Genomic DNA, 26,838 nt, shown 5'->3' with positions numbered 1-26,838 from the left:
ACCCATTGATTAATGAGGGCTTGCGCTCAGCTATACTCCCCGCATTTGAATGGCCCTTCGAGGAATTACTGTGAAGAACTGGACCTTGCGCCAACGGATCTTGGCTAGCTTTGCGGTCATTATCGCCATCATGTTGTTAATGGTTGTGGTCTCTTATTCACGGTTGTTGAAGATTGAGGCTGGCGAGACTGCGGTCCGTGATGACGCAGTGCCGGGGGTTTATCTCAGTTCGATGATCCGCAGCGCGTGGGTCGACAGTTACCTGCAAACCTTGGCGTTGCTTGGTCTGCGTGACGACAAGGGCCTGACCGACGCCGACAAGGCTGACTTCAAAGCCTTTGAAGGGCGCATCCAGACACAGATGGCCAACTACCAGCAAACCATCAACGGTCGCGATGACCAAGCCGAGTTCAATAAATTCGAATCCCTGCACCAGGCCTACAACAAGAGCCTGGCCACGGTGCTCGAGAGCCTGGCGCGCAATGATCTGGTCGCCGCGCGCAAAGAGTTCAATACCAACCTGACGCCTGCATGGACGGCAGGGCGATTGAAACTCAACGACATCATCACCGAAAACAAAGATGTCGCCGACCGTGCGACCACTGCCATTGATGACGCGGTAGCAGCCGCCAAGGTCAGCATGCTCGTGTCGTTGCTCTTGGCCATCCTCGCCGCCGGCCTGTGTGGTCTGCTGTTGATGCGCGCGATCATGGCGCCGATGCAACGCATCGTGGCGATCCTGGGCACCATGCGCGACGGCGACCTGAGCAAACGCCTGAACCTGGATCGCAAGGACGAATTCGGCGCCGTGGAAACCGGCTTCAACGACATGATGACCGAGCTGACGGCCCTGGTGTCCCAGGCCCAGCGTTCGTCGGTACAGGTGACCACCTCGGTCACCGAGATCGCCGCGACCTCCAAGCAGCAACAGGCCACCGCCACCGAAACAGCGGCAACTACCACCGAGATCGGCGCGACTTCACGCGAGATCGCCGCCACGTCCAAGGACCTGGTCCGCACCATGACCGAAGTTTCGACAGCCGCCGACCAGGCATCGGTCGCCGCCGGTTCCGGCCAGCAAGGCCTGGCGCGCATGGAAGAAACCATGCATTCGGTGATGGGCGCCGCCGACCTGGTCAACGCCAAGCTGGCGATCCTCAATGAGAAGGCCGGCAACATCAACCAGGTGGTGGTGACCATCGTCAAGGTGGCCGACCAGACCAACCTGCTGTCGCTCAATGCCGCCATCGAGGCCGAGAAGGCCGGTGAATACGGTCGTGGTTTTGCCGTGGTGGCCACCGAAGTGCGGCGCCTGGCCGACCAGACCGCCGTGGCCACGTATGACATCGAGCAGATGGTGCGCGAGATCCAGTCGGCAGTGTCGGCGGGCGTGATGGGCATGGACAAGTTCTCCGAAGAAGTCCGGCGCGGGATGTTCGAAGTGCAGCAAGTGGGCGAGCAACTCTCGCAGATCATCCATCAGGTGCAGGCCCTGGCGCCGCGGGTGTTGATGGTCAACGAAGGCATGCAGGCCCAGGCCACCGGCGCCGAGCAAATTAATCACGCGCTGGTGCAATTGGGCGATGCCAGCAGCCAGACCGTGGAGTCCCTGCGCCAGGCCAGCTTTGCCATTGATGAACTGAGCCAGGTTGCGGTCGGTCTGCGCAGCGGCGTCTCGCGTTTCAAAGTCTGATGAGCGACCTCGCGGCTAAACGCGGTGCCGTCCCGGCAGCGAAAAAAGCGTTGTTCCTGGTGTTCCACATCGGCGGTGAACGCTACGCGCTGAGGGCCACGGAAGTGGCCGAGGTGCTGCCGCGCCTGCCGCTCAAACCGATTGCCCACGCGCCGCTGTGGGTGGCGGGGATCTTTGCTCATCGTGGGGCGTTGGTGCCCGTCATCGATCTGTGTGCCTTGACCTTCGGTACGCCGGCAAAGGCCCGCACCAGCACGCGCCTGGTGCTGGTCAATTACCAGCCGCAGCCGTGGGTCCAGGCGCGCTGGCTGGGGCTGATCCTCGAACAAGCCACCGACACCCTGCGTTGCGGGCTTGAGGAGTTCCAGCCTTATGGGCTGGACAACCGCGAGGCGCCTTATCTGGGGCTGGTGCGTGAAGATGCCTTGGGCTTGATGCAGTGGATTGGCGTCAACGAACTGCTCACCGAGCCTGTGCGCACCTTGCTGTTTTCCGCCGAGCTGAGCCTATGAGCAACGACCCGCGGTTCTTTGCCTTCTTGAAGGAGCGCATTGGCCTGGATGTCGCCTCGGTGGGTGAGGCGATTATCGAGCGCGCGGTGCGTCAACGTAGCCAGGCCGTGCAGGCGCAGACCGCCGAGGCTTACTGGCAGCACCTGCAAAGCTCCCATGATGAGCAGCAGGCGCTGATCGAAGCGGTGATCGTCCCCGAGACCTGGTTTTTCCGTTACCCCGAATCCTTTGCCACCCTGGCCCGCTTGGCCAAGGCACGCCTGGCCGAGATCAAGCACATGCGTGCCCTGCGCATTCTCAGCTTGCCGTGTTCCACCGGCGAAGAGCCGTATTCGATTGCCATGGCGTTACTGGATGCCGGGCTTGCGCCGCACCAATTCAAGGTGCAGGGCATGGATGTCAGCCCGCTGTCGGTGGAGCGCGCCAAACGTGGGGTGTATGGCAAGAATTCTTTTCGCGGCAGCGATATCGAGTTTCGTGAGCGCCATTTCACCGAAGAGGTCGACGGTTATCGCATCGCCGACCGGGTGCGTGAACAAGTCCGCCTGCAAGTCGGCAACCTGCTCGACCCTGCGTTGCTGGCCAATGAGCCGAGCTACGATTTCGTGTTCTGTCGCAACCTGCTGATCTACTTTGACCAGCCGACCCAGAAGCAAGTGTTCGACGTGCTCAAGGCCCTGACCCACGTGGACGGCGTGCTGTTTATCGGCCCGGCCGAAGGCAGCCTGCTGGGGCGCCATGGCATGCGCTCGATAGGCGTACCGCAATCCTTTGCGTTCAGCCGGCATGTCGAGCCGGTCAAGCCTGAGCCGGTCTTCGTACCGATGCCTGCGCCGGTGCCACAGCGCAGCGCAGCGCCGATTCCACCCAAGCCGCGACCGTTCAGCACGGTGAGTGCTCAGGTGGTGCCGATCAAGGCGCCACACACTGATACCGGCGACTTGCTCAGCCGGATCGCTACCCTGGCCAACGAAGGTAAAAGCGTTGAAGCGCGCGCCGCCTGTGAACAGTATTTGAGTAACCATCCGCCGGCCGCCCAAGTGTTTTACTGGCTGGGGCTGCTCAGCGATGTGGCCGGCAGCGCCCTGGAAGCCCAGGGGTATTATCGAAAAGCCTTGTACCTGGAACCGCAGCACCCGCAGGCCCTGATGCACCTGGCCGCGTTGCTCGAGTCCCAGGGCGACAGCGCGGGGGCGCGCCGGTTGCAGGCGCGTGCCGCCCGTAGCGAGCGAGCTGACAGTGAGTCCAAACGATGAGTAGCCCTGACGCACTCAATACCGCAGGCCTGGACCTGACCCTGGCCGACACCCAGGCCATCGACGACTGCTGGAACCGTATCGGCATCCATGGCGACAAGTCCTGCCCGTTGCTGGCCGAGCATATCCACTGCCGCAACTGTTCGGTGTACTCCGCCGCCGCCACGCGTTTGCTCGACCGTTACGCCTTGCAGCAGGAGGACCAACGCCCGCAGGCGGCCGTTGAAGTCGCGAGTGATGTCGTCACTCGATCCCTGTTGATGTTCCGCCTCGGCGAAGAATGGCTGGGTATTGCAACCCGTTGCCTGGTGGAGGTGGCGCCGCTGCAAGCGATACATTCGCTGCCACATCAGCGTTCCCGCGCATTGCTCGGTGTGGCCAATGTACGCGGCGCGCTGGTGGCGTGTTTATCGCTGGTGGAGTTGCTGGGGCTGGACCCCACCAGCCATGGTGCAACCGGCGGGCGTATCATGCCGCGCATGTTGATTATTGCCGCACAGGACGGCCCGGTGGTGGTGCCGGTGGATGAAGTCGACGGCATTCATGCCATCGACGAACGTACCTTGAAGGCGGCGTCGGCCTCCGGCACCCAGGCCAGTGCGCGTTTCACCCAGGGTGTGCTGCAGTGGAAAGGCCGCAGCCTGCGGTGGCTGGATGAGGCGCAATTGCTGTCCGCCGTGACCCGGAGCCTCACATGACCCCCGACCAGATGCGCGATGCCTCGCTGCTGGAACTGTTCAGCCTGGAAGCCGATGCGCAGACCCAGGTATTGAACGCCGGTTTGCTGGCCCTGGAGCGCAACCCGACCCAGGCCGATCAGTTGGAAGCCTGCATGCGCGCCGCGCATTCGCTCAAGGGCGCCGCGCGGATTGTCGGCGTGGACGCCGGGGTCAGCGTGGCTCACGTCATGGAGGATTGCCTGGTCAGCGCCCAGGAAAACCGCCTGTACCTGCAACCCGAACATATCGATGCGTTGCTGCAGGGTACTGATCTGCTGATGCGTATCGCCACGCCCGGCAACGACGTGGGTCCCGCAGATATCGAGGCCTATGTGGCCCTGATGGAGCGCCTGCTCGATCCGTCGCAGCCGATTGCCAGGGTTGAACCTGCGCCAACGCCCAAGCCGGCACCCGCGCCTGTCCTCGAAGAGCTGCCACCGGAGATCGAGCCTGCGGCGTCGGCCACGCCTTCTGCGCCGCGCCAGAACAAACCCATGACCGAAGGCGGCGAGCGCGTGCTGCGGGTGACCGCCGAGCGCTTGAACAGCCTGTTGGACCTGTCCAGCAAATCGCTGGTGGAAACCCAACGACTCAAGCCTTACCTGGCCAGCATGCAGCGCCTCAAACGCATTCAAAGCAACAGTGTGCGCGCCCTGGACACGCTGGATGGCCAACTCAAGGCTCTGGATTTAAGCCTTGAAGCTCAGGAGGCCCTGGCCGACACCCGCCGTCTTTTAAGCGAAGCCCAGGCCCTGCTGGCGGAAAAAACTGCCGAGCTGGATGAGTTCGGCTGGCAGGCCGGGCAGCGCGCCCAGGTGCTTTACGACACGGCGTTGGCCTGCCGCATGCGGCCGTTTGCCGATGTACTCGCCGGGCAGGTGCGCATGGTCCGCGACCTTGGCCGCAGCCTGGGCAAGCAGGTGCGCCTGGAGATCGAGGGCGAAAAGACCCAGGTCGACCGCGACGTGCTGGAAAAGCTCGAAGCGCCGCTCACCCACTTGCTGCGCAATGCCGTCGACCACGGTATCGAAATGCCCGAGCAGCGCATGCTCGCCGGTAAACCGGCTGAAGGCTTGATTCGCCTGCGAGCCTCCCACCAGGCGGGCCTGCTGGTGCTGGAGCTGAGTGACGACGGCAATGGCGTCGACCTTGAACGCCTGCGCGGCACCATCGTCGACCGGCACCTGTCACCTTTGGAAACCGCCCTGCGCTTGAGCGAAGAGGAACTGCTGACGTTCCTGTTCCTGCCAGGGTTCAGCCTGCGCGACAAGGTCACCGAAGTATCCGGGCGTGGCGTCGGCCTGGACGCGGTGCAGCATATGGTTCGCCAACTGCGCGGCGCGGTGGTGCTGGAGCAGACGGCGGGGCAGGGCAGTCGCTTCCATCTGGAGGTGCCGTTGACTCTGTCGGTGGTGCGCAGCCTGGTGGTGGAGGTCGGTGAAGAAGCCTACGCATTCCCACTGGCCCACATCGAACGCATGTGCGACCTGGCGCCCGATGACATCGTGCAACTGGAAGGCCGTCAGCATTTCTGGCACGAAGGCCGGCATGTCGGCCTGGTTGCCGCCAGCCAGTTGTTGCAGCGCCCGCCGGGGCAGAGTAATGAAGAAACCTTGAAGGTAGTGGTGATCCGCGAGCGCGATGCGGTGTATGGCATTGCGGTGGAACGCTTTATCGGCGAGCGCACCCTGGTGGTGTTGCCGCTGGATGATCGCCTGGGCAAAGTCCAGGACATCTCCGCCGGGGCCTTGCTGGATGACGGCTCGGTGGTGTTGATCGTCGACGTCGAAGACATGCTGCGTTCGGTGGATAAATTGCTCAACACCGGCCGCCTGGAACGTATCGCCCGGCGCAGCCAACAGGCTGCCGAAGCACCGCGTAAACGGGTGCTGGTGGTGGACGACTCGCTCACTGTGCGAGAGCTGCAACGCAAATTATTACTTAATCGTGGTTATGAAGTGGCCGTAGCGGTCGATGGCATGGACGGCTGGAACGCGCTGCGTTCCGAAGACTTCGACTTGCTGATCACTGACATTGATATGCCTCGTATGGACGGGATCGAATTGGTCACACTCTTGCGCCGTGATAGTCGCCTGCAATCGTTGCCGGTGATGGTGGTCTCGTACAAGGATCGCGAAGAAGACCGGCGTCGTGGACTGGACGCCGGCGCCGACTATTATCTAGCTAAAGCCAGTTTCCATGACGACGCCTTGCTGGACGCCGTGATGGAACTGATTGGAGGCGCCCGGGCATGAGGATCGCGATCGTCAATGACATGCCCCTGGCGTTGGAAGCCTTGCGGCGCGCCTTGAGTCTTGAACCCGCGCACCAGGTGGTGTGGGTGGCCAACAATGGCCTTGAAGCCGTACAGCGTTGCGCCGAACTGACGCCGGACCTGATCCTGATGGACTTGATCATGCCGGTGATGGACGGCGTAGAAGCCACGCGGCAGATCATGGCCGAAACCCCGTGCCCGATCTTGATCGTCACCGTGGACCGTCAGGCCAACGTCAGCCGAGTGTTTGAAGCCATGGGCCATGGCGCGCTGGACGTGGTGGATACACCGGCGCTGGGCGTGGGCAACCCCAAGGATGCAGCGGCACCGTTGCTGCGCAAGATCCTCAACATTGGCTGGCTGGTCGGCCAGAGTGGCAGCCGCGTACGCGCCGAAACCGCGCCCCAGCGCTCCACCGGCAAACGCCGCAGCCTGGTGGCGATCGGGTCGTCGGCAGGCGGGCCGGCTGCCCTGGAAATCCTGCTCAAGGGTTTGCCCCGAGACTTTCCGGCGGCCATCGTGCTGGTGCAGCATGTGGACCAGGTGTTTGCCGCCGGCATGGCGGAGTGGCTGAGCAGCGCCTCCGGCCTGCCGGTGCGCCTGGCCCGTGAAGGCGAGCCGCCACAAGCCGGAACGGTGTTGCTGGCCGGCACCAATCACCACATTCGCCTGTTGAAAAATGGCACGCTAGCCTATACCGCAGAGCCGGTGAACGAGATCTACCGGCCGTCCATCGACGTGTTTTTCGAGAGCGTCGCCAGCCACTGGAACGGCGATGCCGTCGGCGTATTACTCACCGGCATGGGCCGCGACGGCGCCCAGGGGCTCAAGTTGTTGCGTGAACAAGGATATTTGACCATCGCCCAGGATCAACAAAGCTCGGCGGTGTATGGCATGCCCAAAGCGGCGGCGGCGATTGATGCTGCTGTTGAAATTCGCCCACTGGATAGAATTGCACCCCGATTGCTGGAGGTATTTGCAAAATGATCAGTATCTCCCGCTGCTGGCTTGCAGCTAGTAATTCAGGTGACTGCACATGAGTGATTTACAGATCGACGACATCAAGACCGACGAAAATGCTGCCATGGTGTTGCTGGTCGACGACCAGGCCATGATCGGCGAAGCGGTGCGGCGTGGGCTCGCCCATGAAGAAAACATCGATTTCCACTTTTGCGCCGATCCGCATCAGGCGATTGCCCAGGCCATCCGCATTAAGCCAACCGTCATTCTGCAAGACCTGGTCATGCCGGGCCTCGACGGCCTGACGCTGGTGCGCGAATACCGCAACCACCCGGCCACGGCGAACATTCCGATCATCGTGCTCTCGACCAAGGAAGAGCCGTTGATCAAAAGCGCGGCGTTCTCGGCCGGGGCCAATGATTACCTGGTCAAGCTGCCGGACAATATCGAGCTGGTGGCGCGCATTCGCTATCACTCGCGCTCCTACATGACGTTGTTGCAGCGGGATGCGGCCTACCGTGCGCTGCGGGTCAGCCAGCAGCAGTTGCTGGACACCAATCTGGTGCTGCAACGGTTGATGAACTCCGACGGTCTGACCGGGCTGTCCAACCGCCGCCACTTTGACGAATACCTGGAATTGGAATGGCGCCGCGCCATGCGTGACCAGACTCAGCTGTCACTGCTGATGATCGACGTCGACTTCTTCAAGACCTTCAACGACAGCTTTGGCCATGTTGAAGGTGACGAAGCCCTGCGCAAAGTCGCCGCCGCCATCCGTGAAGCCAGTAGCCGTCCTTCGGACCTGCCAGCGCGTTACGGGGGTGAAGAGTTCGCCCTGGTGTTGCCGAACACCTCGCCGGGTGGTGCGCGCCTGGTGGCGGAAAAGCTGCGCATGGCAGTAGCCGCGCTGAAAATCCCGCATATTGCACCAGCTGAAGGCTCGAGCCTGACCATCAGCATCGGCCTGTCGACCATGACCCCGCAGCAGAGCAGCGATTGCCGGCTGCTGATCATGGCAGCGGACAAGGGTTTGTATACGGCCAAGCATAATGGGCGTAACCAGGTGGGTATCGAATAATTCGGTACAACGCTAATCCCTTGTGGGAGCGGGCTTGCTCGCGAATGCGGTATGTCAGGTAATGAATCAGTGACTGACCCACCGCATTCGCGAGCAAGCCCGCTCCCACATTTGGATCTTCATTGTTCTTGAGATCGGATGCAGACCCGCCTTTTCGCCAAGCGGGCTGCCGTTCGCGTCTCTTTGTCGTTATACTCGTCGGCTTTCAAAAGTTCGCCAACGAGTGCTGCCCGCCATGGAAATCAACCCGATCCTTAACACCATCAAGGACCTGTCCGAGCGCTCCGAAACTATTCGGGGGTATCTTTGACTACGATCAAAAGCATGAGCGTCTGACCGAAGTCAATCGCGAGCTTGAAGATCCGGCTGTCTGGAACAAACCTGAATACGCCCAGGAACTGGGCCGCGAGCGCGCTGCGCTGGCGCAGATCGTCGACACCCTCGACGAATTGAACACCGGTCTGGGCGATTGCCGTGACCTGCTGGACATGGCCGTCGAAGAAAACGACGAAGGCGCAGTGGGCGATGTCGTCGCCGAGCTGGCCCGTCTCGAGGAAAACCTCGCCAAGCTTGAATTCCGCCGCATGTTCAGCCACGAAATGGACCCGAACAACGCCTACCTGGATATCCAGGCCGGTTCCGGCGGCACCGAGGCCCAGGACTGGGCCAACATCCTGCTGCGCATGTACCTGCGCTGGGCTGACAAGCGCGGTTTCGACGCAACCATCATGGAGCTGTCAGCCGGTGAAGTCGCCGGTATCAAAGGCGCGACCGTGCACATCAAGGGTGAATACGCCTTTGGCTGGCTGCGTACCGAGATTGGCGTGCATCGCCTGGTGCGCAAGAGCCCGTTCGACTCCGGCAACCGTCGCCACACTTCGTTCTCCGCGGTGTTCGTCTCCCCAGAGATCGACGACAAAGTGGAAATCGAGATCAACCCGGCCGACCTGCGAATCGACACCTACCGCTCCTCCGGCGCCGGTGGTCAGCACGTAAACACCACCGACTCGGCCGTACGTATTACCCACGTACCGACCAACACCGTGGTCAGCTGCCAGAACGAACGTTCCCAGCACGCGAACAAGGACACCGCCATGAAAATGCTGCGGGCCAAGTTGTACGAGCAGGAAATGCAGAAGCGCAACGCGGCTTCGCAGGCGCTGGAAGACACCAAGTCGGATATCGGCTGGGGTCACCAGATCCGTTCTTATGTGCTCGATGCGTCGCGGATCAAGGATCTGCGCACTAACATCGAACGCAGCGACTGCGACAAGGTGCTCGACGGCGATATCGATGAATACCTGGAAGCCAGCCTGAAATCAGGCCTGTAACAAGACTGTAGGAGCCGGGGGGACACTTAGTCCTTGCCCGGCGATCCCCTGCCGAAGGCTGGGGAAAACGTACCTGTGATGGAATTTCAAAAGACATGAGCGACCAACAACTCGACCCGCAAGCCCTGCAACAGGAAGAAAACTCCCTGATCGCCCTGCGCAAGGAAAAGCTTGCTGCCGAGCGCGCCAAGGGTAACGCCTTCCCCAACGACTTCCGCCGCGACAACTACTGCGATGCCTTGCAGAAGCAATACGCGGACAAGACCAAGGAAGAGCTGGCGGAAGCGGCGATCCCGGTCAAGGTGGCAGGTCGCATCATGCTCAACCGTGGCTCGTTCATGGTGATCCAGGACATGACCGGGCGCATTCAGGTCTACGTCAACCGCAAGACTCTTTCGGAAGAAACCCTGGCCTCGGTGAAAACCTGGGACATGGGCGACATCATCGCGGCCGAAGGCACCCTGGCCCGTTCCGGCAAGGGCGACCTGTACGTTGAGATGACCAGTGTACGCCTGTTGACCAAGTCGCTGCGCCCTCTGCCGGACAAGCACCACGGCCTGACCGACACCGAGCAGCGCTATCGCCAGCGCTACGTTGACCTGATCGTCAACGAAGACGTGCGCCAGACCTTCCGCGTGCGTTCGCAGGTCATCGCCCACATCCGCAGCTTCCTGATGCAACGTGACTTCCTGGAAGTGGAAACCCCGATGCTGCAAACCATCCCGGGTGGTGCCGCAGCCAAACCGTTCGAAACCCACCACAACGCGCTGGACCTGGAAATGTTCCTGCGTATCGCGCCTGAGTTGTACCTCAAGCGCCTTGTGGTTGGCGGCTTCGAAAAAGTCTTCGAGATCAACCGCAACTTCCGTAACGAAGGCGTTTCGACGCGTCACAACCCTGAATTCACCATGTTGGAGTTCTACCAGGCGTACGCCGACTACGAAGACAACATGGACCTGACCGAAGAACTGTTCCGCGAACTGGCACAGCTGGTGCTGGGCAGCACTGACGTGCCTTACGGCGACAAGGTGTTCCACTTCGGCGAGCCGTTTGTACGCCTCTCGGTGTTCGACTCGATCCTCAAGTACAACCCAGAGTTGACCGCTGACGACCTGACCGACATCGACAAGGCCCGCGCCATCGCCAAGAAAGCCGGCGCCAAGGTGCTGGGCTTTGAAGGCCTGGGCAAACTGCAGGTGATGATTTTCGAAGAACTGGTGGAGCACAAGCTGGAGCAGCCGCACTTCATTACCCAGTACCCGTTCGAAGTGTCGCCGCTGGCCCGTCGCAACGACGACAACCCGAACGTTACCGACCGTTTCGAGCTGTTCATCGGCGGCCGCGAAATCGCCAACGCCTACTCCGAGCTTAACGACGCGGAAGACCAGGCCGAGCGATTCATGGCGCAGGTGGCCGACAAGGACGCCGGCGACGACGAAGCCATGCACTACGACGCCGACTTCGTCCGCGCGCTGGAGTACGGCATGCCACCGACTGCCGGTGAAGGTATCGGTATCGACCGGTTGGTGATGTTGTTGACCAACTCGCCGTCGATCCGCGACGTGATCTTGTTCCCGCACATGCGGCCACAAGCGTAACCCTAGCGAAATCCGAAGCCGCCTTTTATAAGGCGGCTTTTTTATGGGGTGTATTTAGCCGTCAATAGAACGGCGCCAGGTGTTCGTTCCCACGACGACCCGTCTGCGTGGGAATGCAGCCCGTGACGCTCCGCGTCACCTTTTAAAGGAAGATCTGCCGTGAACCGCGTAATGGCTCAAGAAGGTGCCGCCGGCATTGCTGCTGCCGTGGCTGAAAGCGTCCAGTATCAAGGCCGCAAGGCCAGTCGCCGGGGCAGCGAGCAACGCAGGCAAGACATTCTCGATGCGGCCATGCGCATCGTCGTGCGTGACGGCGTACGGGCCGTGCGCCATCGCGCGGTGGCGGCGGAAGCCGGCGTGCCATTGTCGGCCACCACCTACTACTTCAAGGACATCGATGACTTGCTCACCGATACCTTCGCCCAGTACGTCGAGCGCAGCGCGGCCTTCATGGGCAAACTGTGGGTGCGCAACGAAGGCCTGCTGCGCGAGATGGTCGCCTATGGCGATGGCAGCCAGGCGTCACGCTCGCAACTGGCCGATGACATTGCAAAGCTGACCGCCGATTACGTCATGCGCCAACTGACCAACCGCCGTGAACACCTGATGGCCGAACAGGCCTTTCGCCAGGAAGCCTTGCTTAACCCGCGTCTGGCGGAACTGGTGCGTTCTCATCAGCAGATTCTGTTGCAGGGCACCGGGCAGTTTTTCCAGGTATTGGGTTCCCGCGAGCCGCAACAGGATGCCAAAGTGTTGACGGCGATAATCGGTCGGATGGAATATCAGGGCCTGCTTGGCGGCCCAGAGCCTCTGACCGGTGAAGAGATGCTTGAGATTCTCAAGCGTTACATGCATTTGGTGTTGGCCTCGGTCTAGCTAAATGTGGGATCTGCTTTATGTGGGAGCTGGCTTGCCTGCGATAGCATCACCGCGGTGTGTGCTTGAATGACCGTGTTGCCTGTATCGCAGGCAAGCCAACTCCCACATCGGTAGGTGCCATGCAAACCATTCAGTGGGGTATTTGATGAAAGCCTGGCGTGTCGCGCTAATCGCCTTGTCGTTCCTGTTGCTCAGCGGTTGCCTGGTGACGTTCAAGGACCCGCTGCCAGCCAAAGAAGCAGCACCGGATGCCTTGCTCGGCCACTGGTCGAGCAAAAATGCCTGGGGCGAGCCGCTCAACCTGCAGATTACCCGCGTCGGTAAGCATCGTTACAAAGCGGTGAGCTACCCTAAAGCCAAGCCGGGCCAGCGCGATGAGTATCTGTTTACGGTTTCGCGCCATGGCAACCGTTGGTATTTGTCGGCGCCGTTGCCGGACAAACTCGGCGGGCACTTCATTTTGGCTGGCTTCGATTTTGAAGGCGAAAGCGACGAAAAGCCTGAATTGGTGGTCTACAACCTCGACCTCGAGCAAATCCATCAAGCCATAGGCCAGCAGGCTTTACACGGCAGCACTGTGGACACCGTCGAAGGCGCCGGCGTGTTGGTGGACAGCCCGCTGGACCAGGTGTTTGCCTACCTGGATAACCCGGCCAATGCCGATGTGTTCGTTGAAGCCGTGCGCTACCAGCGCGCGGGCAAATAACGTTTAAAGAGGAAGCACCGGGTGGACGATTACCAGCAGACGATACGCACCTTGTCCGATCGCATAGTGCTGGCGCAAACACCGATTCGCGTGCTCGACGCCGTGAAGTGGGACGAGAACATTCGCCAGGGATTCCTCAAGGCCAAGGGCAAGGCTTTGCCCGCCGTGGACCGCGATTATTACCTGAACCGGCCGCTATCGTTCGACTCCAGCGCGGTCAAGCTGGAGTTCCAGAACATCGAGCGCGACATCACCCGCCAGCTTGGCCAATTCAACCCGGTCGGGCAGATCATGCGGCGGATGTGCAAGGAGTACCGCATGGTGGTGCGCATGCTCGAAGCGCGCGGCACCGAGGACTTCGGCCTGATCTCCCAGGAACTCTACGGCGCCGCTTCCGATGCCTTCCACGCCGGCGACCCGACCCTGGCTGACCTGGGCCTGATGCTCTCCGACTACCTCAATAACATCGACGGCCGTGGCGACCTCAAGGACGAGGCCAAGACTCTCACCGCCAAAGATGCCGTGGCGATGTTGCAAACCCGCCTGAACAAGGTATTTGGCGAGGCGGAAGAAACCATTCGCGTGTTCGAGTCCGACGGGATCGTCGCCGACGCGGCGGCAGGCGCCGACTACATCAAGATCCGCGCCGACGCGATGTTCAACGAACGTGATGTGCGCGCGCTGGAAGTGCATGAAGGCCTGGTGCACGTCGGCACCACGCTCAATGGCCAAAATCAGCCGATCTGCACGTTCCTGTCCAAGGGGCCGCCGTCTTCCACCGTAACCCAGGAAGGCCTGGCGATTCTGATGGAAATCATCACCTTCGCGTCCTACCCCAGCCGCCTGCGCAAACTGACCAACCGCACCCGCGCCATCCATATGGTGGAGGAGGGCGCTGACTTCCTGCAGGTGTTCGAATTCTTCCGCGAGCAAGGTTTTGAAATGGCCGAAAGCTACGGCAACGCCAGCCGGGTGTTCCGTGGCTCGACGCCGACCGGCCTGCCGTTTACCAAGGATTTGTCCTATCTCAAGGGATTTATCATGGTCTATAACTACATTCAGCTGGCCGTGCGCAAAGGCAAGCTGGAACAAGTGCCGCTGTTGTTCTGCGGCAAGACCACGCTGGAAGACATGCGTACCTTGCGCCAACTGGTCGATGAAGGCCTGGTGGTGCCGCCCAAGTACCTGCCCGAGCAGTTTCGCGACATGAACGCACTGGCGGCGTGGATGTGTTTCTCCAACTTCCTCAACCACTTGAGCCTGGATCGGATCGAAGCGGATTACTCGAATATCCTTTAGGCAATTTAACTGACGAAACCGATTAAAAAATTTGGATCTCCACAAGGCTGCAGATCGCGGCCAAATCGCGAGGCTTCAACGGATGAGAATCCTCGGCATTCTTTGCCTGCTATTCACATTGAACGGCTGCAGCTCGCTGCTGTTCTACCCTGAGCCCGGGCTGCCGTTCACGCCGGAAAAGGCCCACCTGCAATACCGCGATGTCACCCTGACCACCGCCGATGGCGTAAAGCTTCATGCCTGGTGGCTGCCGGCCAAGCCCGGGGTGCCCGTCAAAGGCACGGTGCTGCACTTGCACGGCAACGGCGGCAACCTCGCCTGGCACCTGGGCGGCAGTTGGTGGTTGCCGGAGCAGGGCTATCAAGTGCTGCTGCTGGACTATCGCGGTTATGGGCTGTCGCAAGGCAAGCCGTCGTTGCCGGCGATCTATAAAGACATCGATGCTGCGTTTATGTGGCTCGACAAGGCCCCCGAAACCCAGGGCCAACCGCTGATTGTGTTAGGCCAAAGCCTGGGTGGCGCGCTGGCGGTGCATTACCTGGCAGCGCACCCGGAGCGTCAGCTCAAACTCAAGGCGCTGGTGCTGGACGGCGTGCCTGCCAGTTATCGTGACGTAGGACAATTCGCCCTCAGTACGTCCTGGTTAACATGGCCGTTTCAGGTGCCTCTGTCCTGGCTGGTGCCGGACGCCGACAGTGCGATCAACACCATGCCCCAACTGACCGGCGTACCGAAACTGCTGTTCCATAGCCTGGATGATCCGATTGTGCCGGTGGCCAACGGCATTCGCCTGTATCAGGCCGCGCCGCCGCCCAGGGTGTTGCAGTTGACCCGTGGTGGCCATGTGCAGACCTTTGCCGACAAGACCTGGCAAACCGTGATGCTGCGTTATCTGGATGACCCGCAGCACTTCAACGGCCTGCGCCGCCTGGGTGAAATTCCGAATTATCCTGTTCCTAAAGTTGACTCATCAGAGAGCCCGCAATGAGCGAAGAACGCAATATGATCCCGCTGATCCTCACCGGTATCGGCACTATCATCGGTACCGTCGGTTGCCTGTGGTTCTACGGCTACCTGCACTTCGCCAAGCCGGAAGATGCATTGCTGCTCAGCGACTTCACCCTGCTCAAGACCGTGCCGGGCGTGGACTATAAAATTTCCCTGACCCCGGCCGCACAAGTGGCGCAGTGCGTTGATGGCGTGCTGGTGATGTTCGATACCGAGCAGAAAGGCTTGAGTGGCGTGCTGGTCAACAACAAGAAGCAAGCGGTGCGTTGCATGGGGCAGGAAACTCCGCAACTGCAGGAATAGCCCCATCACGGAAATATCTGGAACCGTCTTGCGTCACACGCCACAGAAGGCGATGTAACTTACGCAAACGGGGCGGGCAAGGTGGTCATAAATATTGGTGCAATACGCAACATGCTGGACATGGCCCGTGGGCATGAGTCGCTGACGCGACAAGATGCACAGGCCCATACGCTCAGGCAACTGATGGAGCGGCTGTCGGAGAACACCTATGACGCGAAAAAGGTAACGCATGCGGACGATTCGGAGGGCCCCATCACCTTCGGATAGTCCAAAAAAAACCCACCGTAAGGTGGGTTTTTTTATCCAGCTTCAATCAATCAGTTCGCCATCGACGAACGTGGCTTCACTGGCTGGTTGTCGTTGGAGATGGTCACTTCAACGCGGCGGTTCATGGCACGGCCCGAAACGCTGCCGTTGTCGGCAACCGGATATTCCTTGCCGTAACCCTGGGTCACGATGCGCGAGATATCCACGCCCTGTTGAGCCAGTGCACGCTGTACAGAGGCCGCACGACGCTCGGACAGGCTCTGGTTGTACGAGTCGGAGCCGGTGCTGTCGGTGTAGCCTTCGACGATCACTTTACGGTCCGGGTTATCACGCAGGAACTGCGCCAGCTTGGTGATGTTCACCAGGCCGCTGGATTTCAGGTCGGACTTGTTGGTGGCGAACAGCACGTCACCGAACGTCACCAGGGTGCCGCGATCAGTCTGCTTGGCGTTCAAGCTGTCTTGCAGTTGCTTGATCTGCGCATCACGGGCTTGCAGCAGGGCGCGGGCACGTTCGTCACCGGCGTTTTTCAGCTGGGCTTCGGATTGGCGCAGTGCGATGGTGTCTTTCGCCACTTCAACGCGCTGGTTGGTCAGGTAGGCCAGTTGGTCGACTTTCTTCTGGTCTTCCTTGTCACGGTAGGCCTTGTCAGCCTTGTCCAGCCAATCCTGAGCGTCCTTGGTTTCCAGCGCCGCTACCTTGGTGGCATTCGGGTTGGCTTGCAGGGCCGAGAAGTTGGTCCGTGCGTTTTCCAGGTTCGCGTTTGGCGGGGTGGAGCAGGCCGCCAGAGCAACGCTCATCGCCAGCAGGGCAGGGATCATCAGTTGTTTACGCATAGTCGTGTCGTCCTTTCAATTCGATATCGGGTGCAATGCAATCAGTGGCGGCGGCTTATTGCTGTTTGATAACAGCCGGGCGCATGCCTTCCTGACGCAGCTCCTGAACAGCCTTCTGGGAGTCCTTCACAGCCTGGTCTGCCTTGGCAGCCTGGGCTTTACGCTCAGCGACGCGGGCGTCCCACTCGGCTTGTTCGGCCAGTTGACGGGCCTTGTCGTAGTTTTTGTCGTGCATGGCGATTTCAGCTTCTTTGAGCTTGTCCTGAGCCGACTTCATTTCTACGGCGGCGTACTCGGTACCACCGGCGCTGACGGCGCTGTTCACCGCAGATTGGGTCACGGCGTATTGCTCGGTCGGTGGGTTACCGGCGCAGCCCGCCAGTACGAAGCTGGTGCCGATTGCCAGCGCGGCCAATTTAAGCCCGCGCAGGTGGTTAAACGAGGATTTGGCAGTGCTGGTCTTCATCGTCTTCAACTCCATTGGATAACTCCTCAAAAACATCAAAATCCACTTCGTTGGTCAGCGGTCGAGGCCCCGGCGGTAAAGCTCGTAGTGCCTTTTCAAACGGCCGTTCCAAGTGATGGCTTACTGGCTGTGACCTGATGCTTTTTTCAAAAGTTCAGAGAAGATGGCGATTTGCCTAAAAAAATATCTGACTGTTTGGTCAGCGTTTAAAAGTTTGAACTTTTGCTGCGCGCGAAGGTACGCCGAGCCTCTGTGAGGCCCGGAATACCTGGGGTTGGATGGGTTTAACGGATGTTTATCAGTGCTTCTGTTCGTCCGCGCCGGCTGATAAATCATGCAGATAGCGCCGCGACAGCGTGAGAAAGCGTGGAGTAGGGCCGACGTCTTCGTACAGCGGGTCCCCCTCTTCATCGGTGGCGACCACGTGCTGGCCCTTGATGTAGGGAAAGCTGGCTTCCAGCTCTTCAAGGGCGGCGCCGATCAGCTCACCGAGCAGTTCTTCGGGGTGGCGCTTGGGGTACATCTCGGCAATGGCGGCCAGCCGGGCGGCGGACTCCATGTCCAGATGGATCGCGTACTCGGTTTTGGTCAGGCGACCCTTGGCGGTCTCTTCCCAATGCTGGGCCAGTTCTCGAATTTTCATGGCAACCTCAATAAGCCCGCGATGGCAGGCGGTGATGAGTGTCCAGCCGCCTGCGTGGATAAACGCGACGACTCACTGTTGAGACTAGCTGTAACCGGCAAGGTTTAAAGTGTCTTGTCAGAAACCGATGCGAGCGGCACTCTGGAAGGCCTGCGCGTCCCGGATTTCTGGCTGGAGATTGGCTGATGAGTGATATCGATGCACGCTTGCGTGAGGATGTTCACCTGCTGGGTGAACTGTTGGGCAACACCATTCGAGAGCAATACGGCGATGATTTCCTCGACAAGATCGAGCAGATCCGTAAAGGCGCCAAGGCCGACCGCCGTGGCAGCGTATCCGAGCAAACCGCCGGCGAGGAACTCAGCGCCAGCTTGAACCAACTGCAGGAAAGCGAACTGTTGCCCGTGGCGCGAGCCTTTAACCAGTTCCTCAACCTGGCCAACATCGCCGAGCAGTACCAGTTGATCCACCGGCGCGATGAGTCGCAACCAGCGCCTTTTGAGTCCCGTGTATTGCCGGAGCTGCTGGCCCGCCTGCAAAGCGAAGGTCACAGCAACGAATCCCTGGCCCGCCAGTTGGCGCGGTTGGAGATTGAATTGGTCCTTACCGCCCACCCGACTGAAGTGGCGCGCCGCACCCTGATCCAGAAATACGATGCGATCGCCGCGCAACTGGCGCTGCAGGATCACCGCGACCTCACCACGGCCGAGCGCGAGCAGATCCGCGAACGGTTGCAGCGGTTGATCGCCGAAGCCTGGCACACCGAAGAAATCCGCCGCGTGCGGCCCACCCCGGTGGATGAAGCCAAGTGGGGCTTTGCGGTGATTGAGCATTCGTTGTGGCAGGCCATCCCGAATTATTTGCGCAAGGCTGACCACGCCTTGCACGCGGCCACCGGCCTGCACTTGCCACTGGAGGCCGCGCCGATTCGGTTTGCCTCGTGGATGGGCGGGGACCGTGATGGCAACCCGAATGTCACCGCGCCGGTCACCCGCGAAGTGCTGTTGCTGGCGCGCTGGATGGCGGCGGATTTGTATTTGCGTGATATCGATCACCTGGCGTCCGAGCTGTCGATGCAACAGGCCAGCCCGGCGTTGCAAGCCAAGGTCGGCGACAGCGTCGAGCCGTATCGCGCCTTGCTCAAGCAATTGCGTGAACGTCTGCGTGCCACGCGGCAATGGGCGCACACCGCATTGACCGCCAACACCCCGGCACCCGCCGAGGTGCTGCAGAACAACCGCGACCTGCTCGACCCGCTGGAGCTGTGCTACCAGTCGCTTCACGAGTGCGGCATGGGCGTAATCGCTGATGGCCCGTTGCTCGATTGCCTGCGCCGCGCCGTGACCTTCGGCTTGTTCCTGGTGCGGCTGGATGTGCGCCAGGATTCCAGTCGCCACTCGGCGGCCATGACCGAAATTACCGATTACCTGGGCCTCGGTCGCTATGAAGACTGGGATGAAGAGGCGCGTATCAGCTTCCTGACCAAGGAGCTGAGCAATCGTCGACCGCTGCTGCCGGGCTATTTCAAACCGTCGGCGGACACCGCCGAAGTGTTGAATACCTGCAAGGAAATCGCCGCCGCACCGGCCGCGTCTCTCGGCTCGTATGTGATCTCGATGGCGGGCGCCGCCTCGGACGTGCTGGCGGTGCAACTGCTGCTTAAAGAGTCGGGCGTACAACGACCGATGCGCGTGGTCCCGCTGTTCGAAACCCTGGCCGACCTGGATAACGCCGGGCCGGTGATGGAGCGTCTGCTGCAATTGCCGGGCTATCGCGCGCGCTTGCATGGCCCGCAGGAAGTGATGATCGGCTACTCGGACTCAGCCAAGGACGCCGGCACCACGGCTGCCGCCTGGGCGCAGTACCGGGCGCAGGAACGTTTGGTGGATATCTGCCGTGAGCAGCAGGTGGAATTGCTGTTGTTCCACGGTCGTGGCGGCACTGTTGGCCGGGGTGGTGGGCCAGCTCACGCGGCGATCCTGTCGCAACCGCCGGGCTCGGTAGCGGGGCGTTTTCGCACCACCGAACAAGGCGAAATGATCCGCTTCAAGTTCGGCCTGCCGGACATCGCCGAGCAGAACCTCAATCTGTACCTGGCCGCGGTTCTGGAAGCCACGCTGTTGCCACCGCCGCCGCCCGAGCCGGCCTGGCGCCATTTGATGGACGAATTGGCGGCAGACGGTGTCAGCGCTTACCGCGCCGTCGTGCGCGAAAATCCCCAGTTCGTCGAGTACTTCCGCCAGTCCACGCCGGAGCAGGAGTTGGGCCGTTTGCCGTTGGGCAGTCGCCCGGCCAAGCGGCGTGCGGGCGGTATCGAAAGCCTGCGGGCGATTCCGTGGATTTTCGGTTGGACCCAAACCCGCCTGATGCTACCCGCCTGGCTTGGCTGGGAAGCTGCATTAAGCAAGGCGCTGGAGCGCGGCGAGGGCGAGTTGCTGGGGCAGATGCGCGAGCAATGGCCGTTCTTTCGCACCCGCATCGATATGCTGGAAATGGTGCTGGCCAAGGCCGATGCCGACATAGCGCGTTTATATGACGAGCGTCTGGTGCAGCCTGACCTTCTGCCATTGGGTGCGCACTTACGCGACCTATTGTCGCAGGCGTGCAGTGTGGTCCTTGGCCTGACTGGCCAGTCGCAACTGCTGGCCCACAGTCCGGACACCCTGGAGTTTATCCGTTTGCGTAACACCTACCTCGACCCGCTGCACCTGTTGCAGGCCGAGTTGCTGGCGCGCTCGCGTCAGCAGGAGGCGGCGCAGGATAGCCCTCTGGAACAGGCGCTGCTGGTGTCCGTGGCGGGTATTGCCGCCGGACTGCGCAACACCGGTTAAGGTTTCTTGCGTGTTCTCAACGACTTGCGGATAAACAATGACGGCCGCCCTGAAAGGGGCGGTTGGCGTTTATGGGGCAGGGTTGCACTCAGGCACACCTTGGCTATGACGCATGCGCTGCGCGGGTTACTCCGACTTTCGGCGGCTTGTATGGATAGGGCCCGCTGTGTATCTTGATCAGCCTTTGGGGTTTTGATCGGCTTGGGCCGATATTTCCACGAGCCACATTTTTACGAGATTGGCCCCACGCGGCGAATCCGAGCGTCATCTCTATAAAAAATTGAGGAGCACATCGATGCGCGTCATTCTGCTGGGAGCTCCCGGGGCCGGTAAAGGTACTCAGGCAAAGTTCATCACTGAAAAATTCGGCATTCCACAAATCTCCACCGGCGACATGCTGCGCGCGGCCGTCAAGGCCGGCACCGAGCTGGGCCTGATCGCAAAAAGCGTGATGGACAGCGGCGGCCTGGTTTCCGATGACCTGATCATCAACCTGGTCAAGGAACGCATCAGCCAGGACGACTGCAAGAACGGTTTCCTGTTCGACGGCTTCCCACGCACCATTCCCCAGGCTGAAGCCCTGGTGAAGGCTGGCGTTGAGTTGGATGCCGTGGTTGAAATCGCGGTTGAAGACGAAGAAATCGTCCAGCGTATCGCCGGTCGTCGTGTTCACGAGGCCTCGGGCCGCGTGTACCACACCGTCTACAACCCGCCGAAGGTTGAAGGCAAGGACGATGTTACCGGCGAAGACCTGGTACAGCGTAAGGATGACACCGAAGAAACCGTGCGCCATCGTCTGTCGGTCTACCACTCCCAGACCAAGCCACTGGTGGACTTCTACCAGAAACTGTCCGCTGCACAGGGCAAGCCGAAGTACAGCCACATTCCTGGCGTGGGTTCGGTAGAAGCCATCACCGCCAAGGTGCTGCAAGCGCTGAGCTGATCAAACGATCAGCTGCATGCACAACGGCCCGCTTGCGGGCCGTTGTTGTTTATACTGGCGCACTTTTTTCCGATTTGGACACCTACACCGATGAGCACCCTGCTGGCCCTGGACACCGCGACTGAAGCTTGCTCTGTTGCCTTGCTGCACGATGGCAAGGTAACGAGCCACTACGAGGTGATCCCGCGCCTGCACGCGCAGAAGCTGTTGCCGATGATCAAGCAATTGCTGGAAGACGCCGGCACCACCCTTGCTGCGGTGGATGCCATTGCCTTTGGCCGTGGCCCCGGCGCGTTTACCGGCGTGCGCATTGCCATTGGCGTGGTGCAGGGCCTGGCGTTTGCGTTGGAGCGCCCGGTATTGCCAGTCTCCAACCTCGCGGTGCTGGCCCAGCGTGCGCTGCGTGAGCACGGCGCCTCGCAAGTGGCGGCGGCCATTGATGCACGGATGGATGAAGTCTATTGGGGTTGCTACCGCGAGACGGCCGGCGAAATGCGCCTGGTGGGCGTGGAAGCCGTGCAGCCGCCGCAAGTCAGCGCGTTGCCCGTGGATGCTAGCGGTGACTGGTTCGGTGCCGGTACCGGCTGGGGTTATGGCGAACGCATCAATGTGCAACTGGTCGGCCAGGACGCCACTATGTTGCCGCATGCCGAAGACCTGCTGACCCTGGCACGCTTCGCTTTCGAGCGTGGCGAAGCGATTCCCGCCGATCAGGCTGCACCGGTTTATCTGCGCGATAAAGTGGCGCAAACCAAGGCTGAGCGCGGGATTATTTGACGCCAAAAAAGCGAGATTTTTGTGGCGATTTTCGCCAATCGTCAGAATTTGACCGGGTTTGTAAACCTTTTACAAATTATGTGTTCTAGTTATCACCAGAGCATTTGCGCACAACGGAAAGTGCCGCTAAATTGCCATCATTGATACCGAGTCTGCATGTATGCGTATAGACGGCTTTTCCTCACAGTCCTACCCCCTCAAGCGTAAGCCACGTAAGGCGAACGTGACGGTAGACGATTCCGTCGAGGATTCGCCGGACTTCATTGAGGTCCAGTCCGACGCGCAGTCCAGCGCCCAGGGTTCTGCCGGCGCGCGTATCGGTGGTCTTCCCGCCCGTCAGCAAGACATGGTGTTCCACCGTTCCATGAGCAAAAGCGTCGCCACCGCCCTGGCCAGCTACCTGACCACCGCCGGCTTTGTCGAATGGGATATGGAAGTGCTGGGTCTCGACATCCACATCTGATGCGCCTGCCTTACTTTATTGGTTGCCCGTCCTGGAGTGAAAACGCCTGGCGCGAGTACCTGTACCCGGCCGATGCGCGCTCCAGCGATTACCTCGCGCTGTACTCCCAGGTCTTCAACGCGGTTGAAGGCAACACCACTTTTTATGCTCGCCCCTCGGCCGCCACGGTGCAGCGCTGGGCTGAAATCATGCCTGAAGATTTTCGCTTCACTGCCAAATTCCCGGGCGACATCAGCCACGGAGGCGACTTGCGCGAACAGTTGCCGGCGGCGGAAAGTTTTGTCGGCTTGATGAGCCCATTGGGGGCGCGTGTTTCGCCATTGTGGCTGCAACTGTCGGCGAGCTTTTCGCCGCAACGCCTCGGCGAGCTCGCCGGTTTTATTGATGGCCTGGAACGCCCGTTGGCGGTGGAAGTACGCCACCCGGAATTCTTCGCCAAGGGCGATGCCGAACGCACGCTCAACCGCTTGTTACGTGACCGTGGTGTCGAGCGGATCTGCCTCGACCCCAGGGCCTTGTTCAGTTGCACGTCCACCTCGGCCGCCGTGCTGCACGCCCAATCGAAAAAGCCCAAGGTGCCACCGCGCCCGGCGGCGCTGACCCAGTTTCCCCAGGTGCGTTTCATCGGCCATCCGGAGCTTGAGGCCAACGACCCGTTTTTGCTGCCGTGGGTGGAAAAAATCGCCGGCTGGATCGAAGAGGGGCGCACGCCCTACGTATTCCTGCACACCTCGGATAACCGGCTGGCTGCGCAACTGGCGCTGCGGTTTCATGAAAAACTGATGGCCCGTTTGCCGGGCCTGCCGCCGCTGGCGACCTTGCATCGAGAACCCGAAGCGGAGCAACTGGGGTTACTCTAGGGCTCCTTTTTACGCCAGGAGTGAGTCATGGATGCCCAAACCCTTCGCGCCGAAACCTTCAAGGCCTTGCACGAGCGTGATCATGCGTTCGTGATGCCCAACCCGTGGGACGCCGGCTCCGCCGTCATGCTTGCCAGCCTCGGCTTTGAAGCCTTGGCCACCACCAGTGCGGGCTATGCGTTCAGCCTGGGGCGGCCGGATGCGGAAGGCGCGTTGTCGCTGGAGGATACGTTGGGTAATGCTTCTGCGATTGTCCGGGCGACCGCGCTGCCGGTGGCGGCTGATCTGGAAAACGGCTTCAGCGATACGCCCGAAGGGTGTGCCCAAACCATCCTGCGCGCAGCCGCCACCGGGATCGTCGGTGGCTCCATCGAAGACGCCACGGGCATTGCCATCGATCCAATCTATCCCTTTGATCTGTCCGTCGAGCGCGTGGAAGCCGCGGTTGCTGCTGCCCGCAGTCTGCCATTCCCGTTCACGCTGACAGCCCGCGCGGAAAACCTCCTGCATGGCCGCCTGGATTTGCCTGACACCATCCGCCGCTTGCAGGCCTACGCCGAAGCCGGTGCCGACGTGCTGTATGCCCCAGGGCTACGCAGCGCCGAAGAAATACTGGCAGTGGTCAAGGCCGTCGCGCCCAAGCCGGTGAACGTGTTGATGTCCGGCGGCTTGAACCTCAGCGTGGCGCAGTTGAGCGAGATGGGCGTGAGGCGCATCAGTGTCGGTTCGGCCATGGCGTTGGCGGCGTATGGCGAGTTTTACCGAGCTGCGCAGGAGGTGTATGCGTTGGGCACCTTTACCTTCACCGAGCGCAAGATGCCGTTCAGCCAGGCCAACCAATTCTTCAAGGGCTAAGCCGTGCGCTTTTTTAAAGTGGTCGGTGCGCTGCTGTTGCTGGCGGGTGTGTGTGCACTGGGTGTGTGGCGAGGCTGGGTGCCGTTGCCCAATGAATGGAACCCCTGGGCGCCGCTGGATGTGCGCGCCAGCCCGAACGTGTTGACGCGGTTCAAGCTCGGGCGGCTGCAGGATGATCCGGCGCTGTGCGACGAGGTGTTGAAAACGTCTGGTTTGCGCGTCATCCGTCAGGCAGACAGCCCCGCTGACGCCGCGTGCCCATTGCGCAACGTCTTGCGCGTGCAAGGCGCCGACGTGGCCTTGAGCAGCAGCTTTCTCGCCAGCTGCCCGCTGGCCGTGGCGTTTGCCTTGTTCGAGCGCCATAGCCTGCAACCGGCGGCCCAGGCGGTATTTGGCCAGGCGGTGACGCGGGTCGATCACTTGGGCAGCTTTGCCTGTCGCAACCTGTATAACCGCGCAGACGGGCGGCTCAGTCAACATGCCTCGGCCAATGCCCTGGATATTGCCGGCTTCCGCCTGGCCGACGGACGCAGCATCAGTGTGCTCAAAGACTGGCCGGGGGAAGGCGATGGCGCGCGTTTTTTGCGGCAGGTGCGAGAGGGGGCCTGCGCTGATTTCAACGTGGTGTTGAGCCCGGACTACAACGCTGCTCATCGCAACCACTTCCATCTGGACATGGGGCCCTGGTGGGTGTGCCGCTGAGGCTTATGCGGCGAGGCGCAGGTTGTTGAGGATCAGTGGGCGCGCCCAGTTGTAATCGAAGTCCAGCGCTTTCTGTTGCGCTTCCAGTGCTTCGGTCGGGTACGGCGTGGCGGGTGGTGGCAGCAAGTCCAGTTCGAACTCGGCAATCGGCAGGTGCAAGGGCTGTGGTTCCGGTGCCGGGCCTGGCGCAGGCTTTGGTTGACCAGCGTTCAGAACAATCGGGCGTACCCAACCGCTTTCAAAATTCTGCTGGCGCTGTAGGGCGACGATTTCTTCTGCCGGGAACGGCGCGGGGGGCGGTGGCAGCAACTCGGTTTCAAATTCGGCGATGGGCAGGAACAGCGGCTCCGGTGGGGCGATCTCGGTGTCTTTCACATCGCACTCACGCTGGGTGAGGATCTGCGACAACAGGTCGGCGCCTTCGCTGGGTTCTACCGCCGGGTCTCTCGGTGCCGGTGCCTTGGCGGCGAGTGCGTCCGGCGTATCGCCGAGCTGTTCGGCCAACGCACGGGCGAAGAAGTCCTGCCACACATGACTCACGCCGGCCAGCGCTTGAGTATTACGCAGGCCGTAGTGGTTGTGGGTCGGCAATACACCGATAGTTGGGGGAAGAATGTCTGACATTTTTCTCGGTCGACGCTCAGCTCTGGCAAAATACCTGACTGTTGTTTTTATCGGCCGCTATTTGCCGATCCTTAATATTTTTGAGCGTAGCGATTGATGAACGAACAACCAGCGGCCAGCCGCATTCGGGTCGAGGCCTTGGCCGAAGGTTTTACGGCGCGTGCCGAGCAGTGGGCTTCGTTGCTGGGCCTGCCGTTGCACCTGGAGGAGGCGGACTTTTCCCTGCAAGTCGGGGAGCATGGCCTGCAGCTCCAACAGCTTGGGCCTGACGCACCGGGGCCGGTGCGCGTGGACTTTGTCGAAGGCGGCGCAGCTCACCGGCGTTTATATGGCGGTGGCAGCGGGCAGATGATCGCCAAGGCGGTCGGCGTTGCTCAGGGTGTGCGCCCGCGCGTGCTGGATGCCACGGCAGGTTTAGGCAAGGACGCGTTCGTGCTGGCCAGCCTGGGCTGCGAGATGAGCCTGATCGAGCGTCAGCCACTGATTGGCGCTTTGCTCGAAGACGGTCTGGCACGTGGCGCGGGTGATTTTGAAGTGGCGCCCATTGTGGCGCGCATGAAGCTGCTCAAGGGCAATTCCATCGATGTGATGCTCAATTGGGAAGGCGAACCGCCGCAGGTGATCTACCTGGACCCGATGTTCCCTCATCGTGAGAAAACCGCCCTGGTGAAGAAGGAAATGCGCCTGTTCCGGCCACTGGTAGGCGATGACCCGGATGCACCCGCCTTGCTGGCCGCCGCCTTGGCGTTGGCCAGCCACCGCGTGGTGGTCAAGCGTCCGCGCAAAGCGCCGTGCATTGAAGGGCCGAAGCCGAGCCATGCGCTGGATGGTAAATCGAGCCGGTATGACATCTATCCTAAGAAAGCACTCAAGCCTTGATGGCCTCATCGCGGTATAGGTATCTACGCGACTCTTTGTGTCGCTTTAAGTCTGTGAGGGGGTTAGGTAGATTGA

General features: G+C 60.9%; 26 protein-coding genes. 22 read left to right on the top strand and 4 right to left on the bottom strand.

What is annotated here, in order from left to right:
• Window positions 1-70 precede the first annotated feature (70 nt).
• From ACI77D_RS24990 to ACI77D_RS24925, 14 genes are all read left to right on the top strand, one after another.
• On the top strand, window positions 71-1,693 hold the full coding sequence (locus ACI77D_RS24990; RefSeq protein ID WP_064451026.1) for a methyl-accepting chemotaxis protein: 1,623 nt from the start codon (window positions 71-73) through the stop codon (window positions 1,691-1,693).
• The gene (locus ACI77D_RS24985; protein WP_064451027.1) at window positions 1,693-2,205 is read left to right on the top strand and encodes a chemotaxis protein CheW; all 513 of its coding nucleotides are present in this window, start codon (window positions 1,693-1,695) and stop codon (window positions 2,203-2,205) included. The genes ACI77D_RS24990 and ACI77D_RS24985 overlap by 1 nt, the downstream gene beginning before the upstream one ends.
• Window positions 2,202-3,461 carry a protein-glutamate O-methyltransferase CheR gene (locus ACI77D_RS24980; RefSeq protein ID WP_064451028.1) on the top strand — a complete coding sequence of 420 codons (1,260 nt, stop codon included), beginning with the start codon at window positions 2,202-2,204 and terminating at the stop codon, window positions 3,459-3,461. Before ACI77D_RS24985 ends, ACI77D_RS24980 begins: the two co-directional genes overlap by 4 nt.
• Window positions 3,458-4,159: a chemotaxis protein CheW gene (locus ACI77D_RS24975; RefSeq protein ID WP_407017685.1), complete on the top strand. Its 702-nt coding sequence runs from the start codon at window positions 3,458-3,460 to the stop codon at window positions 4,157-4,159. Before ACI77D_RS24980 ends, ACI77D_RS24975 begins: the two co-directional genes overlap by 4 nt.
• On the top strand, window positions 4,156-6,435 hold the full coding sequence (locus ACI77D_RS24970; protein WP_407017684.1) for a hybrid sensor histidine kinase/response regulator: 2,280 nt from the start codon (window positions 4,156-4,158) through the stop codon (window positions 6,433-6,435). The genes ACI77D_RS24975 and ACI77D_RS24970 overlap by 4 nt, the downstream gene beginning before the upstream one ends.
• Window positions 6,432-7,442 carry a chemotaxis response regulator protein-glutamate methylesterase gene (locus ACI77D_RS24965; protein ID WP_064451031.1) on the top strand — a complete coding sequence of 337 codons (1,011 nt, stop codon included), beginning with the start codon at window positions 6,432-6,434 and terminating at the stop codon, window positions 7,440-7,442. Before ACI77D_RS24970 ends, ACI77D_RS24965 begins: the two co-directional genes overlap by 4 nt.
• A 49-nt stretch (window positions 7,443-7,491) precedes the next feature.
• Window positions 7,492-8,493 (top strand): diguanylate cyclase, encoded by a 1,002-nt coding sequence (locus tag ACI77D_RS24960; RefSeq protein ID WP_064451032.1) that lies wholly within the window; start codon window positions 7,492-7,494, stop codon window positions 8,491-8,493.
• Between the two features lie 235 nt (window positions 8,494-8,728).
• A protein-coding gene (prfB, locus tag ACI77D_RS24955) for a peptide chain release factor 2 (RefSeq protein ID WP_096236834.1) occupies window positions 8,729-9,824 on the top strand; the annotation gives its coding sequence in 2 pieces (ribosomal slippage) (window positions 8,729-8,800 and window positions 8,802-9,824; 1,095 coding nt in all).
• 95 nt (window positions 9,825-9,919) lie between these two features.
• Entirely contained in the window at window positions 9,920-11,422 is a 1,503-nt protein-coding gene (gene lysS / locus ACI77D_RS24950; RefSeq protein WP_064451033.1) for a lysine--tRNA ligase, read from the top strand.
• Window positions 11,423-11,581: 159 nt separating this feature from the next.
• Window positions 11,582-12,298 (top strand): TetR/AcrR family transcriptional regulator, encoded by a 717-nt coding sequence (locus ACI77D_RS24945; RefSeq protein WP_169875936.1) that lies wholly within the window; start codon window positions 11,582-11,584, stop codon window positions 12,296-12,298.
• A 148-nt stretch (window positions 12,299-12,446) separates the two neighbouring features.
• The gene (locus ACI77D_RS24940; protein WP_221294074.1) at window positions 12,447-13,007 is read left to right on the top strand and encodes a hypothetical protein; all 561 of its coding nucleotides are present in this window, start codon (window positions 12,447-12,449) and stop codon (window positions 13,005-13,007) included.
• Window positions 13,008-13,028: 21 nt separating this feature from the next.
• Window positions 13,029-14,306 (top strand): flavohemoglobin expression-modulating QEGLA motif protein, encoded by a 1,278-nt coding sequence (locus tag ACI77D_RS24935; RefSeq protein WP_064451036.1) that lies wholly within the window; start codon window positions 13,029-13,031, stop codon window positions 14,304-14,306.
• Window positions 14,307-14,388: 82 nt separating this feature from the next.
• Complete coding sequence (locus tag ACI77D_RS24930) at window positions 14,389-15,294, top strand: alpha/beta hydrolase (RefSeq protein WP_407017683.1); 906 nt, start codon at window positions 14,389-14,391, stop codon at window positions 15,292-15,294.
• Window positions 15,291-15,617, top strand: a complete 327-nt coding sequence (locus ACI77D_RS24925; protein ID WP_407017682.1) for a hypothetical protein — start codon at window positions 15,291-15,293, stop codon at window positions 15,615-15,617. Before ACI77D_RS24930 ends, ACI77D_RS24925 begins: the two co-directional genes overlap by 4 nt.
• 317 nt (window positions 15,618-15,934) lie before the next feature.
• Here ACI77D_RS24925 and ACI77D_RS24920 read toward each other — a convergent pair whose 3' ends face one another.
• The 3 genes from ACI77D_RS24920 to ACI77D_RS24910 all read right to left on the bottom strand — a co-directional run bounded on the left by ACI77D_RS24920 (window position 15,935) and on the right by ACI77D_RS24910 (window position 17,829).
• Entirely contained in the window at window positions 15,935-16,720 is a 786-nt protein-coding gene (locus tag ACI77D_RS24920) for an OmpA family protein (protein WP_053254704.1), read from the bottom strand.
• A gap of 55 nt (window positions 16,721-16,775) precedes the next feature.
• Window positions 16,776-17,201: a DUF4398 domain-containing protein gene (locus tag ACI77D_RS24915; protein ID WP_064451039.1), complete on the bottom strand. Its 426-nt coding sequence runs from the start codon at window positions 17,199-17,201 to the stop codon at window positions 16,776-16,778.
• A 283-nt stretch (window positions 17,202-17,484) separates the two neighbouring features.
• A complete protein-coding gene (locus tag ACI77D_RS24910) occupies window positions 17,485-17,829 on the bottom strand; it encodes a hypothetical protein (RefSeq protein WP_064451040.1) in 345 nt (114 codons plus the stop codon).
• A gap of 185 nt (window positions 17,830-18,014) precedes the next feature.
• On the opposite strand from ACI77D_RS24910, the gene ppc reads away from it, so the two are divergent.
• From ppc to ACI77D_RS24875, 7 genes are all read left to right on the top strand, one after another.
• Window positions 18,015-20,660 carry a phosphoenolpyruvate carboxylase gene (gene ppc, locus ACI77D_RS24905; protein WP_407017681.1) on the top strand — a complete coding sequence of 882 codons (2,646 nt, stop codon included), beginning with the start codon at window positions 18,015-18,017 and terminating at the stop codon, window positions 20,658-20,660.
• Between the two features lie 295 nt (window positions 20,661-20,955).
• A complete protein-coding gene (adk, locus tag ACI77D_RS24900) occupies window positions 20,956-21,603 on the top strand; it encodes an adenylate kinase (protein ID WP_034118422.1) in 648 nt (215 codons plus the stop codon).
• Window positions 21,604-21,693: 90 nt separating this feature from the next.
• Window positions 21,694-22,380, top strand: coding sequence for a tRNA (adenosine(37)-N6)-threonylcarbamoyltransferase complex dimerization subunit type 1 TsaB (tsaB, locus tag ACI77D_RS24895; protein WP_064451042.1), 687 nt, complete (start codon window positions 21,694-21,696; stop codon window positions 22,378-22,380).
• A 160-nt stretch (window positions 22,381-22,540) separates the two neighbouring features.
• Window positions 22,541-22,843: a hypothetical protein gene (locus ACI77D_RS24890; RefSeq protein ID WP_407017680.1), complete on the top strand. Its 303-nt coding sequence runs from the start codon at window positions 22,541-22,543 to the stop codon at window positions 22,841-22,843.
• Window positions 22,843-23,703, top strand: coding sequence for a DUF72 domain-containing protein (locus tag ACI77D_RS24885; protein WP_407017679.1), 861 nt, complete (start codon window positions 22,843-22,845; stop codon window positions 23,701-23,703). The genes ACI77D_RS24890 and ACI77D_RS24885 overlap by 1 nt, the downstream gene beginning before the upstream one ends.
• A 27-nt stretch (window positions 23,704-23,730) precedes the next feature.
• Window positions 23,731-24,558 (top strand): isocitrate lyase/phosphoenolpyruvate mutase family protein, encoded by an 828-nt coding sequence (locus ACI77D_RS24880; RefSeq protein WP_407017678.1) that lies wholly within the window; start codon window positions 23,731-23,733, stop codon window positions 24,556-24,558.
• Window positions 24,559-24,561: 3 nt separating this feature from the next.
• Window positions 24,562-25,260, top strand: coding sequence for an extensin family protein (locus ACI77D_RS24875; protein WP_064451046.1), 699 nt, complete (start codon window positions 24,562-24,564; stop codon window positions 25,258-25,260).
• 3 nt (window positions 25,261-25,263) lie between these two features.
• Here ACI77D_RS24875 and ACI77D_RS24870 read toward each other — a convergent pair whose 3' ends face one another.
• Complete coding sequence (locus ACI77D_RS24870; RefSeq protein WP_064451047.1) at window positions 25,264-25,884, bottom strand: hypothetical protein; 621 nt, start codon at window positions 25,882-25,884, stop codon at window positions 25,264-25,266.
• 96 nt (window positions 25,885-25,980) lie between these two features.
• Here ACI77D_RS24870 and ACI77D_RS24865 point away from each other — a divergent pair, with 96 nt between their 5' ends.
• A complete protein-coding gene (locus ACI77D_RS24865; protein WP_262667160.1) occupies window positions 25,981-26,763 on the top strand; it encodes a class I SAM-dependent methyltransferase in 783 nt (260 codons plus the stop codon).
• Window positions 26,764-26,838: the final 75 nt, after the last annotated feature.

The sequence above is a fragment of the Pseudomonas sp. O39 genome (assembly GCF_045447295.1).
Taxonomy (GTDB): Bacteria; Pseudomonadota; Gammaproteobacteria; order Pseudomonadales; family Pseudomonadaceae; genus Aquipseudomonas; species Aquipseudomonas antarctica_A.
Note: the sequence above shows the minus strand (reverse complement) of the source record. Positions and strands in the feature narration are given on the sequence as shown.